Here is a 12,511-nt window from a genome sequence, read left to right as displayed (position 1 = left end):
ATGTATGACAACGAAGCTAAATTCTCTCTTTGGTGTGATTTTATAGAGAGAAATTTTTTACAAAGCGAATTTAACTCTTTATTGGAAAATAATATTATAAACGGTGCTACAAGCAACCCAGCTATTTTTAAAACAGCGTTTGCTTCACCTGCTTATAAAAAGATAATAGAAACTAGCAATAAACGCCATCCAAAAGATCTTTATGAAATTTTGGCTACTCAAGATATAAAAATCGCAGCATGTAAAATGTTAAGAAATTATGCAAACGGCGATGATGGCTTTGTAAGCATTGAGGTTGATCCAAATTTAAGTGACGATACAGCCGCAACGATAGAGGAAGGTATCAGACTTTATAATCTAATATCAATGCCAAATGTTATGATAAAAATTCCAGCTACAAAAGATGGTTATGAGGCGATGAGCGCGCTTATGGCAAGGGGAATTAGTGTAAATGCTACGCTTATATTCTCACCAGATCAGGCTAAAAACTGCCTTGAAGCATTTAAAGAAGGTAGTAAGGCTTATGCAAGCCGCTTTATGGATACTACTATGCCAAAAGGTGTGATAAGTGTTTTTGTAAGTAGATTTGATAGAAAGCTTGATGAGGTTATGGCTGCAAAGAGCTTGCCAACAGGACAAATTGGCATAATGAATGCTGCAAATATATACCACCTGATCGAAGATTTTGGACTAGAAAATGTAAGAACACTTTTTGCAAGCACAGGCGTAAAAGGTGGTGGTTTAAGAGGGGATTATTACGTTAGAGAGCTAATGTATAAAAATTCTATAAATACAGCACCATTAGAGACGATAAAAGAATTTATAAAAGAAAAAGCAGAGGCAAAAAATGTTCCTAGTAAAGAAAATATCTCAAGCTTTTTCCAGATTATAAAAAATAATGAGATAGATATAAATGTCGTTTATAAAGATTTATTAAGCGATGGTTTAAAGCAGTTTGTATCAGCATTTGATGATATTATGAAATCACTTTAAACAAAGAAGCCCAAGCTAATACACAAACAGCAAAAGCGATCATTCTTAAACAAGCTTTATGTGAAATTTATAAAGCATTGGATAAAATCAGCACCTATTTTTTATGAAAGGAAAACGATGTTAGAAGGTATCGTTAGAGAGAGTATCGGTAAGAAGTCTGCGAAGGCTTTGAGAAGAGATGGTTATCTAATCGCCAACATTTATGGCAAGGGATTAGAGAATGTTGCAGCTGCTTTTAAAGTAAATGACTTTATTAAAGAAGCACGCAAAAAAGAGAGTCTTGCTTTTGATGTAAAAGTAGGCGGAAAAGTTTATAATGTCGTTATTGTTGATTACCAAAGAGATGTTGTTACAAGCGATCTTAAACACGTAGATCTAAAAGTAGCACTTCCAGGCGTTTTATCAAAATATATGATCCCAGTTAAGCCAGTTGGAACACCTATTGGTCTTAAAAATAAGGGCGTTTTGATCCAATCAAAAAGACGTCTTTGCGTAAAATGCACAGTTGAAAATTTACCAAATTCATTTGATGTTGATGTAAGCAAACTTGACATTGATGATACGATTTTGGTTCGTGATATCACAGCTCCTAAAGGCGTCACTATTATCGACGCTGACCGTGTTGCGGTACTTGGAGTTATTAAAGCTAAATAAAAAGGGCTTTTGTGACACTAATAGCGGGGCTGGGAAATCCTGGCTCCAAATATGAAAACACTAGACACAATATAGGCTTTATGCTTATAGATCTTCTAAAAGACTCAAATTACAAAGATGTTAGCTCAGCCAAATTCCAAGGCGAAGTTTTTAAATTTAATGACATTATCTTGCTAAAACCAACAACTTTTATGAACCTCTCAGGACAAAGTGTAAAAGCGGTCAAAGATTTTTATAAACCAGATAGAATAATCGTAATACACGATGATCTTGATCTTGGTTTTGGTGCAGTTAAATTTAAAAAAGGCGGTAGTAGCGGCGGGCATAACGGCATAAAATCGATCGATGGACTAATAGGTAACGAGTACGAAAGGGTGCGTGTTGGCATTGGACACCTTGGTGATGCTAAAAATTTTGTCCTTGGAGAGTTTAGTGATGAGGAGAAAAAGGCTTTAGATGAAATTTTAGCCTATACAAAAAATGCAGTTTGTGAACTACTAAAGAGTGACATCAACGAAATCTCGCAAAAATTTACGATAAAAAAAGGTCTTATCAAATGAAACTATACGCCAGATATGTTGGCTGGGTCTATATAAAATCTTTTTTTATCGTATTTTTAGCGCTTGAACTATTTTATGTAGGCATTGATCTGCTTACAAATTTAAAAGATCTGCCACCATCTGCTAACCTTCAGCTCCTTTATGTTGGGCTTACATCGCTTAGCGCTATTGGCTATGTTTTACCACTTTCGCTCATTTTTGCACTCATTATTTTACATGTAAATATGGTTCGTTCAAACGAGCTAATCAGTTTTTATGCGCTTGGCATTAGTAAAAATAGTCTAATTTTTCCACCATTTTTTATTGCACTTTTTATAACTATTTTTTATGTTGGCTTAAATTTTACTCCATTTGCCTATGCACACGACTATCAAAAAAGTATCGCTAAAAATACGGCTTTTTCAAAAAGTACAAATGATTCATTTTTAAAATTTGAAGGCAAATTTATCTACATAAAGGAGCTAAATTCTGTTAATCAAATAGCAAATGATGTTAGAATTTTTGAGATAAATGGCACAAATTTACTCTCAACTATATTTGCAAATCATGCTAATTTTAAAGACAATGAATGGATCTTAAAAGATGTTAATCAAACCCTTTTGCCACAAATTTTAGAGCTTGGTGAAGCTGGTTTTAATAAAATACAAAGTGATAGCTTAGATGCGTTAAAAGGCTTTAAGCCAAAGAGTATTGAAAGTGCTGTTAGTGTTGAAAACTCAAAATTTAATATCCCAGATGCGATAAATTTTATAAAGACATTTAAGAATGAAGGCATCGGCCTTGATAGTGCAAAAACAGCTTTTTACAACCTTGCTATTGCACCATTTTTTGCACCATTTTTATTGCTCATTTTTTACTATCATTTGCCTGTGACCGGTAGATTTTTTAATCTTGCGCTTTCGACTTTTATCTTTGTTGTGATAACCCTTGTCGTTTGGGGATTGCTCTTTATTCTTGCAAAATTTGCACAAACTTCCGTGATCTTGCCAGAAATTGGCATAGTTTTGCCAGTTATTTTACTTTTTGCATACGCTATTTATCTCATAAAATCGCATCGTTAAGCCAAATTTTGGTAAGCTTTTTGTAAAATCAAGCCATTTTAATAAAGGCTATTTTATGGATTTTAAAGAGCTTGCAAATAGATACAAAACTCCACTTTACATTTATGATTTTAACCACATAAAAAACCGCTATGAAGCACTAAAAAATGCATTTTTTGCTAGAAAATCTCTCATTTGCTATGCGGTGAAAGCAAACTCAAATCTAAGTGTTTTGAAATTTCTAGCCGACCTTGGAGCCGGATTTGACTGTGTTAGCATCGGCGAAGTAAAAAGAGCACTTTTAGCAGGCGCGAAGAGATATCAGATTATTTTTAGTGGCGTTGGTAAGAGCGATGAAGAGTTAAAAGAGGCTTTGAAAAATGAAATTTTGCTCATTAATGTCGAGAGTTTTGCTGAACTTTTAAGACTTGAAAAGATCGCAAAAGGGCTAAACTTAAAGGCAAGAATTAGCATTAGGGTAAATCCAGGTGTCGATGCAAAAACTCACCCATATATCTCGACAGGGCTAAATGAAAATAAATTTGGCGTTGATGCGGTGACTGCTAAAAAGATGTATATCCACGCTAAAGCATCAGAGTTTCTTGAGCCAACTGGCATACATTTTCACATCGGCTCTCAGCTAACATCACTTAGCCCGATAATCGATGCTGCAAATATCGTTAGTGAGCTTTTAAGAGAGCTAAGAGCACTTGAGATAGATATCAAATTTTTCGATGTTGGCGGCGGACTTGGCATCATTTATAACGATGAAAAAGAGATAAATTTATATGACTATGCTCAAGGAATTTTAGCCGCACTAAAAGGCCAAGACGTGACTATCGTATGCGAGCCAGGACGCTTTATCGTAGGTAATGCTGGCTACTTTGTTGCAAGCGTTTTATATGAAAAATTTAACGGCAAAAAGAGATTTGTCATCACTGATGGCGCGATGAATGATCTTATTAGACCAAGCCTTTATGGTGCTCATCATGAAATTTTTGTTTGTGGCAAAGATAAAAATTTAGGCCCATGCGACGTGGTTGGTCCAGTTTGTGAAAGTGGCGATTTTTTAGCAAAAGATATAGAGTTGCCAGAGTGCGATAGTGGCGATATTATCGTGGTAAAAGGTGCTGGAGCTTATGGTTTTAGTATGAGCTCAAACTACAACACAAGAAACAGAGCCGCTGAGGTTTGCGTACTTGATGGCAAAGATAGGCTGATAAGAAGACGCGAGGGCTTTGAAGATGTCGTGGCACTTGAGAGAGAACTTTTGGAGAGCGCTGATGCAAGAGCTAAATGAGCTTAGAAAAGAGATCGATGCGATCGATGATCTCATCTTAAATAAACTAAATGAAAGGATGATTTTAGTTGAGCAAATCGGCAGGCTAAAACAAACTAGTGGGGCGCCTATATATCGCCCTGAGCGTGAGCGAGCTATCATAAACCGCTTAACTAGCCTTAGTAAAGATAAGGCTTTAAATAAAGCTGCGATCGAGGCCATCTATCTTGAAATTTTTGCTGTTAGTAGAAATTTAGAAATGCCTCAAAAGATCGTATATCTAGGGCCTGAAGGTACTTACACGCATCAGGCGGCTCAGAGTAGATTTGGTGCGATGAGTTCATATTTGCCACTTGCGACCATCGAAGCAGTTTTTACAAAACTAGCTCAAAAAGAGGCAAAATACGGTGTTGTGCCTATTGAAAACAATACTGAAGGCGCTGTTGGCGCTACGCTTGATTGTTTGAGTAAATTCAGTGATATAAAAATAGTTGCTGAGCTTTATGTGGATATCCATCACAGCTTTGTTAGCATAAATGAAAATTTAAAAGAGATAAAGCGAATTTATTCACATCCGCAAGGGTATAATCAATGCCGTAAATTTTTAGAAGATCATATGCTAAACGAAATTGAATTTGTTCCAGCAAAATCAACCGCAGCAGCTGCATATATGGCATCAATGGATAGAAACTCAGCCGCCATTTGCTCAAAGATCGCAGCAAAAATTTATAACGTGCCGATCGTTTATGAGACGATTGAAGACAATATGGCAAATAGAACGAGATTTTTGATTTTAAGCGATTTTAAAAATGCAAGAGTTGAAAACTCGAAAACTTCGATCTTAGCAAAGACTGATCACAGTCCAGGACGCCTTGCTGATCTGCTTTCTATCTTTAAAAATGAAAATATCAATATCACAAAACTTGAGTCACGCCCTATAAAACAACGCGAATTTAAGTCAATGTTTTATCTTGATTTTGAAGGGCATATCGACGATGAGAAGGTGCAAAATGCCTTTGAACTCGCAAAAGAGAGTGGTGCTGAGATAAGCTGGTTAGGGAGTTATTTAAACGGAGAAGAGTAATGAAGTTTAATGATTTTTTAGATGATTTAGTTAATTACGAGGCTGGAAAGCCGATCGAGCTTGTAGTTAGAGAGTTTGGCATCGAGGCAAAAGATGTGATAAAGCTAGCTAGCAACGAAAATCCTTTTGGCACGAGCAAACGCGTAGAGGAGGCGCTAAAAGAGGTCGCTAAAAAAGCACATCTCTATCCAGATGATAGCTACTTTGAGCTAAAAGAAGGACTGGCTAAGAAATTTGGCGTAACTAGCAAAAATTTAATCATCGGCTCTGGAAGTGATCAGATCATAGAATACGCACTTCACGCAAAGGCAAATAAACAAAGTGGCGTTTTGATGGCTGGCGTGACATTTGCTATGTATGAAATTTATGCAAAGCAAACCGGAGCAAAAATTTACCGCACAAAGAGCGTAGAGCATAATTTGAGCGAGTTTTTAGAAATTTATAATGTACATAAGGATGAAATTTCAGTAATCTTTCTTTGCCTGCCAAATAACCCTTTGGGTGAGTGTTTGGACGCAGATGAGGTCTTTAAATTTATAAAAAGCGTTGATGAAAACACGCTTGTTGTGCTTGATTGTGCCTACAACGAATTTGCAAAATTTAAAGATAGCAAAAAAGAGATAAAGCCAAGTGAGGTGGTGAAATTTAAAAATGCCATATATCTTGGAACATTTTCAAAGGCTTATGCGCTTGGCGGTATGCGCGTAGGATACGGCGTAGCAAATGAAGAGATAATAGGCGCTCTCTCAAAACTAAGAGCTCCATTTAATATCACAACCCCAAGCCTAAGAGCCGCGATAGTAGCACTTGGAGATGATGAGTTTGTGCAGCAAACCATGCAAAATAACTTCGAGCAAATGAAGAGATATGAAGAATTTGCAGAGCAAAATGGCATAGAATTTATCCCAAGCTATACGAATTTCATAACTTTTAAATTTAACGAGCCAAAATCAAGCCAGATATGCGAAAAGATGCTAAAAAAGGGTATAATTTTGCGAGATCTAAAAAGCTACGCCTTAAATGCGGTGAGAATCACCATCGGCCTTAGCTGGCAAAATGATAGAGTTTTTGAAGAATTAAAGCAAATTTTAAAGTAGGAATATGGATTTTAAAGCATTACTTCATCAAATAAGTCAAATTTATCAAAAGCTTTCATTAAAGCAAAAAATCGTTGCTGCTAGCTCGATCGTCTTGGTCGTGGCATTTTTGGTATTTTTAACACTTTATAAAAGCAAAAATGAAAATTTTGCAGGCTACAGCGTCCTTTTTGAAAACATCAGCCCAAGCGACTCAGCCTTAATAGTCGATCAGCTAAACAAAGATGGCATCAAATATAAACTAGCAAACGAAGGCACTATCCTTGTACCAACGAGTGATGTTTATAAAGAGCGCATCGCTGTTGCAACGCTTGGAATACCAAAAGAGAGCAAAATCGGCTTTGAAATTTTTGATAAGCAAGAATTTGGTGCGACTGATGCCGAGCAGAGAGTAAAATTTCAAAGAGCGCTTGAGGGCGAACTAGCTAGAACGATCGAGAGTCTTTCTTCTATCCAAAAAGCGACTGTTCGTATCGCTATCCCTAAAGAGAGCGTTTTTACTGAGCGTCAAGCACTTCCAACAGCGTCTATCGTAGTCGAGCTAAAGCCAGGCGTTAGCCTAAATGCAAAGCAAATTTTTGGTATTAAAAATCTTGTCGCTGCCTCTGTTACAAACTTGAGCACAGAAAATGTAAAAATTGTAAATCAAGACGGAGTCGCACTTGGCGATGAAGATGGTGAGTTTGATAGTGACGCTATAGCTCAGCAGATCCGCTATAAGCGCGAGTTTGAAAATAATTACGAGCAAAAGATCGTAAATGTACTAGCTCCTATCGTGGGCGGAGCAGATAAGGTCGTAGCAAAGGTAAATATCGACTTTGACTTTGACAAAAAAGATACAAAAAGTGAAGTTTATGACCCAAATAACGTCGTAAGAAGCGAAAGCAATATCGAGGAAAAGCGCCAAGGCTCAGCACCAAATGAAGTTGGTGGCGTCCCAGGTGCGGTTAGCAACATTGGCCCTGTCCAAGGCCTTGATGATAGCACTTTAAAAGAGCAGTACAACAAAAGCTCACAGCAGACAAACTACGAAATTTCAAAGAAAGTAACAAATATCAAAGGGCAGTTTGCTAGCATAAATAGGGTGAGTGCAGCTGTTGTTATAGACGGACTTTATCAGAGTAAAAAAGATAGCGACGGCAAGCCAACTGGCGAGGTGGAATTTACTCCACTTTCTAAAGAGCAAAGAGAATCAATCACAAATTTAATCAAACAGTCAATCGGCTATAACCAAAATAGAGGTGATGAAGTAAGCTTGGATAACTTTGAGTTTAAAACCGGCAAAGATATAAGCGCTAGTGAGAAAATGGATGGCTTTGTGAATAACTATGTAGTGCCATTTATGCCGCTGTTAAAATATATTTTCGCAGCATTGTTGCTCTACATCTTCTACAAAAAAGTCATTGTGCCATTTATGCAAAAGATGCTTGAAGAGACAAAAGAAGAAGAGGAGCAAGTTCAAGATGGCCTTGAAGATATTGAGGTAGATGCTGAAGATACGCTTGAGAAATTTAAAGCTGCTCGCAAAAAGGTCGAAGAGCAACTAGGACTTAGTGGCGAGTTTAATGAAGATGAACTAAAATACGATGTTTTACTTGAGAAAATGAGAGCGGTCATCACAGAGAGAAATGAAGAGATAGCAATGCTACTTCAAGATATGGTAAAAAATGACAGCGACTTTAATATGCGTAAGGAAATTTGATGTCAATAAAGCTAAATGACAAGCAAAAAATGATTTATGATGATCTATCGATGCCTGAAAAGATTGCTATTTTGCTGATTCAGCTTGGCGAAGAGGCAACTGCTCTTATATTTTCTCACATGGATGTTGATGTCATCACTGAAATTTCAGGCTATATCGCAACCGCGAAAAATATTGACAAGCAAGTCGCAAGTGCTGTGCTAGAAGAATTTTACGCATTAATGCAGTCAAATCAATATATGAGAAGTGGCGGTTTGGAGTACGCAAAAGAAATTCTATACCGCACATTTGGTCCAGAGACAGCTCAGAAAATTTTAGACAAGCTCGCAAAAAGCATGGAGAACTCAAAAAGCTTTGGCTATCTTGATAAGATAAAACCACAACAGCTTGCAGACTTTATCATAAAAGAGCACCCTCAAACCATAGCACTAATACTAGCTCACATGGACTCAACAAGTGCTGCTGAAACGCTTAGCTTCTTCTCAGATGAGCTAAGAAGTGAAGTCGTTATTAGAATGGCAAATCTTGGTGATATTAGCCCATCGGTAATTAAGCGCGTTTCAACCGTACTTGAAGGCAAGCTTGAAAGTCTTACATCATATAAAGTCGAAGTTGGCGGTCCAAGAGCTGTGGCAGAAGTGCTTAATAGACTTGGGCAAAAAGCTAGCAAAAGTACGATCGAACGCATCGAACAAAGTGATGATAAGCTCGCAACAACGATTAAAGAGCTTATGTTTACCTTTGAAGATATTATCAACCTTAACGCAACTGCGATTAGAGAAATTCTTAAAAATGTCGATAAAAAAGACCTTATGGTCGCATTTAAAGGCTCAAGCGATGGCATAAAGGATAAATTTTTATCAAATATGTCTCAGCGTGCAGCAGAAGCCTTCAAAGAGGAGATGCAATATCTTGGTGCGGTGCGTGTAAAAGATGTTGAAGAGGCTCAAAGACGCATAGTAGAGACAGTACAAACTCTAGCTGATCAAGGCGTGTTCCAAGTCGGCGAAGCAGATGAGATGATAGAATGAAAAGCAGCGTAATAACCAGTGAAACTTCTCCAGCTCACTTTATAGAAAATTACAGATTTAAAGTACTTGGAGTTGGAGAGCGAGCTGCAGATAGTGCTCCTGTATTGATAGAAGAAAATAATCTTAGTGAAGAGTTAAGCGAGCAAAATTTTGGGCAAAAGGGTGAAAATTTTGTTCCTCAAGCTAGCCATCAAACGCAAACAAACTCACAAAACCACTTTGCTTCTCAGCCCCAAAACTCACAAATGCAGCAAGGAGGCGAGTCAAGCTTTGTCGAAGAACTGCTTAAAAAAACAGATGAGCTAAGTAGCAACATCATCAAACTTCAAATGCAAATAGAAAATCAAGAGAGCGAATTTGCTAAACGCCTTGAGGCTGAAATTTCTCGTGCAAAAGAGGATGGTAAAAATGAGGGTATCGCCCAGACAAATGCAGCAAATGAAGCAAGAATAAATGAACTTGAGGCTAGATTTAGTGCTTCAGCTACAAAGCTAGATGAGCAGTACGTTAAATTTGATGAGTTTTTAAAGAAGATCGAAGAAGAGCTTGGACAAACTGCTATAAAAATCGCAAAAGAAGTAATCGATAAAGAAATTTCAACCTCTTCAAATCAGATCGCTCATCATCTAGCAAGCTCGCTTATAAAAGAGCTAAGTAATGTCAAAAATATAGAAATTCGCGTAAATCCCGAAGATAGCGAATATATAAAAGAGCAATTTAGCAAGAATGAGCACGTCAAAATAAGCGCTGATGATGCTATAAGCAAAGGCGGTGTGGTTATTATAAGTGATGGTGGCAATATCGATGCGACTATGCAAACAAGGCTAGAAAAACTAAAAATGCTGGTAAATAATGAATAAAGACGTTAAAAGTTTAGATGTTGATGAACTAAACGCACTTTGTCATGACATCAGGGATAAAATTTTAGCCACTGTTAGCAAAAATGGCGGTCATCTTAGCTCAAACATCGGTGCAGTTGAGATCATTGTAGCGATGCATAAAATTTTTGATGTGACAAAAGATCCATTTATTTTTGATGTAAGCCATCAAAGCTACGCACACAAACTACTAACTGGACGCTGGGAGAGCTTTGATACGCTTAGAAAATTTAATGGTATCAGCGGCTATACAAAGCCAAGCGAAAGTAAATTTGACTACTTTGTAGCAGGACATAGCTCGACGTCTATATCTTTAGCAGTTGGTGCTGCAAAGGCGATAAAACTTAAAAACGAAGATCGTATCCCAGTAGCTGTTATAGGCGATGGCTCACTAAGTGGCGGAATGGCGTACGAGGCGCTAAATGAGCTGGGGGATAGAAAATATCCTTGCGTCATCATCCTAAACGACAACGAGATGAGCATAAGTAAGCCAATAGGCGCACTTAGTAAGTATCTAAGCCAGATGATGGCAGGGCAGTTTTATCAAAAATTTAAGGGCAGGGTTGAGAAATTTCTAAGTTATATGCCAGATTCAGCTGCATATATGGCTAGACGTATCGAAGAGGGCATTAGACTCATTACTCCTGGTATGTTTTTTGAAGAGCTTGGGCTTGAGTACATTGGGCCAGTTGATGGACACGACTTAGGCGCGCTTCTTAGTACATTTGAAACTGCTAAAAATATGAAAAAGCCAGTCATTGTGCACGTGCAGACACTAAAGGGCAAAGGGTATGAATTTGCTGAGGGGTGCTACGAAAATTGGCACGGAGTTGGACCATTTGATCTAAAAAGTGGCGAATTTATAAAAAGACAGTCAAACAAGTCAGCCACGGCGATCTTTAGCGAGCAGCTTTTAAAGATGGCAAGAGAGCACAGCGATATCGTTGGCGTAACGGCCGCGATGCCAACAGGCACTGGCATGGACGCGCTCATACATGAGTTTCCAGACCGCTTTTGGGATGTGGCGATAGCCGAGCAGCACGCAGTCACCTCTATGTCAGCCATGGCAAAAGAGGGCTTTAAGCCATTTGTTGCAATATACTCGACATTCATGCAAAGGGCCTATGATCAAGTCATTCACGACGCTTCTATCTTAAATTTAAACATCACATTTGCGATGGATAGAGCGGGTATTGTTGGCGAGGACGGCGAAACGCATCAGGGTGCGTTTGATATAAGCTTTTTAAACGCTGTGCCAAACATGGTTCTTTTTGCCCCAAGATGCGAAGAGAGTATGAAAAATGTTATGGAATTTGCCTACTCTTACAAGGGTGTTAGCGCATTTAGATATCCGCGTGGGGCATTTATCTTAAGAGATGAGTTTGAAGCTCAGCCACTTGAGTTTGGCAAGGGTGAAATTTTAGCTGATGCAAATAGTGATATTGTATTTTTAGGCTATGGCAACGGCGTTGGCAGGGCAAATTTGGTCAGAAATTTACTAACTGGCAAGCTTGATGTGATATTGGTTGATCTTGTCTTTGCAAAGCCGCTTGATAGTGAGCTTTTACTGGATCTTGCAAAACGCACTAAAAAGTGGTACATCTTTAGCGATAGTGCCAAAAAAGGCGGTATTGGCGAGATAGTAAGTGCATTTTTACAAGAAAATAAAATTTCAAATATAAGCGTCATTAGCTTTGAGTATGAAGATAAATTTATCCCCCATGGTTCAACCGCCGAGGTTGAAAAGTACCTTGGTATAAGTGCCGAGCAGATTACCAAAAATTTACTAGAAAATAATTAATATCATTTAATAAAGTAACGTTTAATATTATTTTTGCTAGCATAAGCCAAAATAAAAACAAGGAAAAGCACTATGCAATACGTATCATTATTAAAGCAATCTGGGCTAAAAGTCACGCCACAGCGCCTTAGCGTTTTAAGAATTCTTGATCGCCACACGCATCCAACGATTGATGAGCTTTATGATGAGATTTTAAAAGAGAGTCCATCGGTTTCTCTTGCGACAGTTTATAAAAATTTAAATACTTTAAAAGACGAAGGTCTTGTAGTTGAAGTAAATATCGTCAATCAAAAAGCTAGATACGACATCTACGAATATCCACATATCCATGTGGTTTGCGAAAGCTGTGGAAGCGTTGAGGACGTGAGCTATGATGATGCTGAGCTTGGCAA

The 12,511-nt window shown here is 37.9% G+C and carries 12 protein-coding genes; all 12 read left to right on the top strand.

Annotated elements, in window-relative coordinates:
• Nucleotides 1–993 carry a transaldolase gene (locus tag CYP64_RS00890; protein WP_103648330.1) on the top strand — a complete coding sequence of 331 codons (993 nt, stop codon included), beginning with the start codon at nucleotides 1–3 and terminating at the stop codon, nucleotides 991–993.
• A 117-nt stretch (nucleotides 994–1,110) separates the two neighbouring features.
• The gene (locus CYP64_RS00885; RefSeq protein ID WP_103648329.1) at nucleotides 1,111–1,647 is read left to right on the top strand and encodes a 50S ribosomal protein L25/general stress protein Ctc; all 537 of its coding nucleotides are present in this window, start codon (nucleotides 1,111–1,113) and stop codon (nucleotides 1,645–1,647) included.
• Nucleotides 1,648–1,658: 11 nt separating this feature from the next.
• On the top strand, nucleotides 1,659–2,207 hold the full coding sequence (gene pth / locus CYP64_RS00880; RefSeq protein WP_103648328.1) for an aminoacyl-tRNA hydrolase: 549 nt from the start codon (nucleotides 1,659–1,661) through the stop codon (nucleotides 2,205–2,207).
• Nucleotides 2,204–3,268, top strand: a complete 1,065-nt coding sequence (locus CYP64_RS00875; RefSeq protein WP_103648327.1) for an LptF/LptG family permease — start codon at nucleotides 2,204–2,206, stop codon at nucleotides 3,266–3,268. The genes pth and CYP64_RS00875 overlap by 4 nt, the downstream gene beginning before the upstream one ends.
• Nucleotides 3,269–3,323: 55 nt before the next feature.
• Nucleotides 3,324–4,547, top strand: a complete 1,224-nt coding sequence (lysA, locus tag CYP64_RS00870; protein ID WP_103648326.1) for a diaminopimelate decarboxylase — start codon at nucleotides 3,324–3,326, stop codon at nucleotides 4,545–4,547.
• On the top strand, nucleotides 4,531–5,610 hold the full coding sequence (gene pheA / locus CYP64_RS00865; protein ID WP_103648325.1) for a prephenate dehydratase: 1,080 nt from the start codon (nucleotides 4,531–4,533) through the stop codon (nucleotides 5,608–5,610). Before lysA ends, pheA begins: the two co-directional genes overlap by 17 nt.
• Entirely contained in the window at nucleotides 5,610–6,707 is a 1,098-nt protein-coding gene (gene hisC / locus CYP64_RS00860) for a histidinol-phosphate transaminase (protein WP_103648324.1), read from the top strand. The genes pheA and hisC overlap by 1 nt, the downstream gene beginning before the upstream one ends.
• A 4-nt stretch (nucleotides 6,708–6,711) precedes the next feature.
• A complete protein-coding gene (gene fliF, locus CYP64_RS00855; protein WP_103648323.1) occupies nucleotides 6,712–8,409 on the top strand; it encodes a flagellar basal-body MS-ring/collar protein FliF in 1,698 nt (565 codons plus the stop codon).
• Nucleotides 8,409–9,440 carry a flagellar motor switch protein FliG gene (gene fliG, locus CYP64_RS00850; RefSeq protein WP_103648322.1) on the top strand — a complete coding sequence of 344 codons (1,032 nt, stop codon included), beginning with the start codon at nucleotides 8,409–8,411 and terminating at the stop codon, nucleotides 9,438–9,440. Before fliF ends, fliG begins: the two co-directional genes overlap by 1 nt.
• Nucleotides 9,437–10,300 (top strand): flagellar assembly protein FliH, encoded by an 864-nt coding sequence (fliH, locus tag CYP64_RS00845; protein WP_103648321.1) that lies wholly within the window; start codon nucleotides 9,437–9,439, stop codon nucleotides 10,298–10,300. Before fliG ends, fliH begins: the two co-directional genes overlap by 4 nt.
• Nucleotides 10,293–12,119, top strand: coding sequence for a 1-deoxy-D-xylulose-5-phosphate synthase (gene dxs, locus CYP64_RS00840; RefSeq protein WP_103648320.1), 1,827 nt, complete (start codon nucleotides 10,293–10,295; stop codon nucleotides 12,117–12,119). Before fliH ends, dxs begins: the two co-directional genes overlap by 8 nt.
• Before the next feature lie 72 nt (nucleotides 12,120–12,191).
• Nucleotides 12,192–12,511, top strand: a 320-nt coding sequence (locus CYP64_RS00835) for a Fur family transcriptional regulator (protein ID WP_103648319.1), incomplete at its 3' end; no start/stop codon positions are given.

Source organism: Campylobacter concisus, from assembly GCF_002913945.1.
In the GTDB taxonomy this organism is placed as follows: domain Bacteria; phylum Campylobacterota; class Campylobacteria; order Campylobacterales; family Campylobacteraceae; genus Campylobacter_A; species Campylobacter_A concisus_P.
The sequence above is the reverse complement of the archived record's forward strand: the minus strand, read 5'-3'. Positions and strand labels throughout refer to the sequence as shown.

Excerpts from the sequence above, each read along its gene's own strand:
- CYP64_RS00890 (WP_103648330.1), top strand. The coding sequence starts at position 1 with ATGTATGACAACGAAGCTAAATTCTCTCTTTGGTGTGATTTTATAGAG.
- CYP64_RS00885 (WP_103648329.1), top strand. The coding sequence starts at position 1,111 with ATGTTAGAAGGTATCGTTAGAGAGAGTATCGGTAAGAAGTCTGCGAAG.
- CYP64_RS00875 (WP_103648327.1), top strand. The coding sequence starts at position 2,204 with ATGAAACTATACGCCAGATATGTTGGCTGGGTCTATATAAAATCTTTT.
- lysA (WP_103648326.1), top strand. The coding sequence starts at position 3,324 with ATGGATTTTAAAGAGCTTGCAAATAGATACAAAACTCCACTTTACATT.
- pheA (WP_103648325.1), top strand. The coding sequence starts at position 4,531 with ATGCAAGAGCTAAATGAGCTTAGAAAAGAGATCGATGCGATCGATGAT.
- hisC (WP_103648324.1), top strand. The coding sequence starts at position 5,610 with ATGAAGTTTAATGATTTTTTAGATGATTTAGTTAATTACGAGGCTGGA.
- fliF (WP_103648323.1), top strand. The coding sequence starts at position 6,712 with ATGGATTTTAAAGCATTACTTCATCAAATAAGTCAAATTTATCAAAAG.
- fliG (WP_103648322.1), top strand. The coding sequence starts at position 8,409 with ATGTCAATAAAGCTAAATGACAAGCAAAAAATGATTTATGATGATCTA.
- fliH (WP_103648321.1), top strand. The coding sequence starts at position 9,437 with ATGAAAAGCAGCGTAATAACCAGTGAAACTTCTCCAGCTCACTTTATA.
- dxs (WP_103648320.1), top strand. The coding sequence starts at position 10,293 with ATGAATAAAGACGTTAAAAGTTTAGATGTTGATGAACTAAACGCACTT.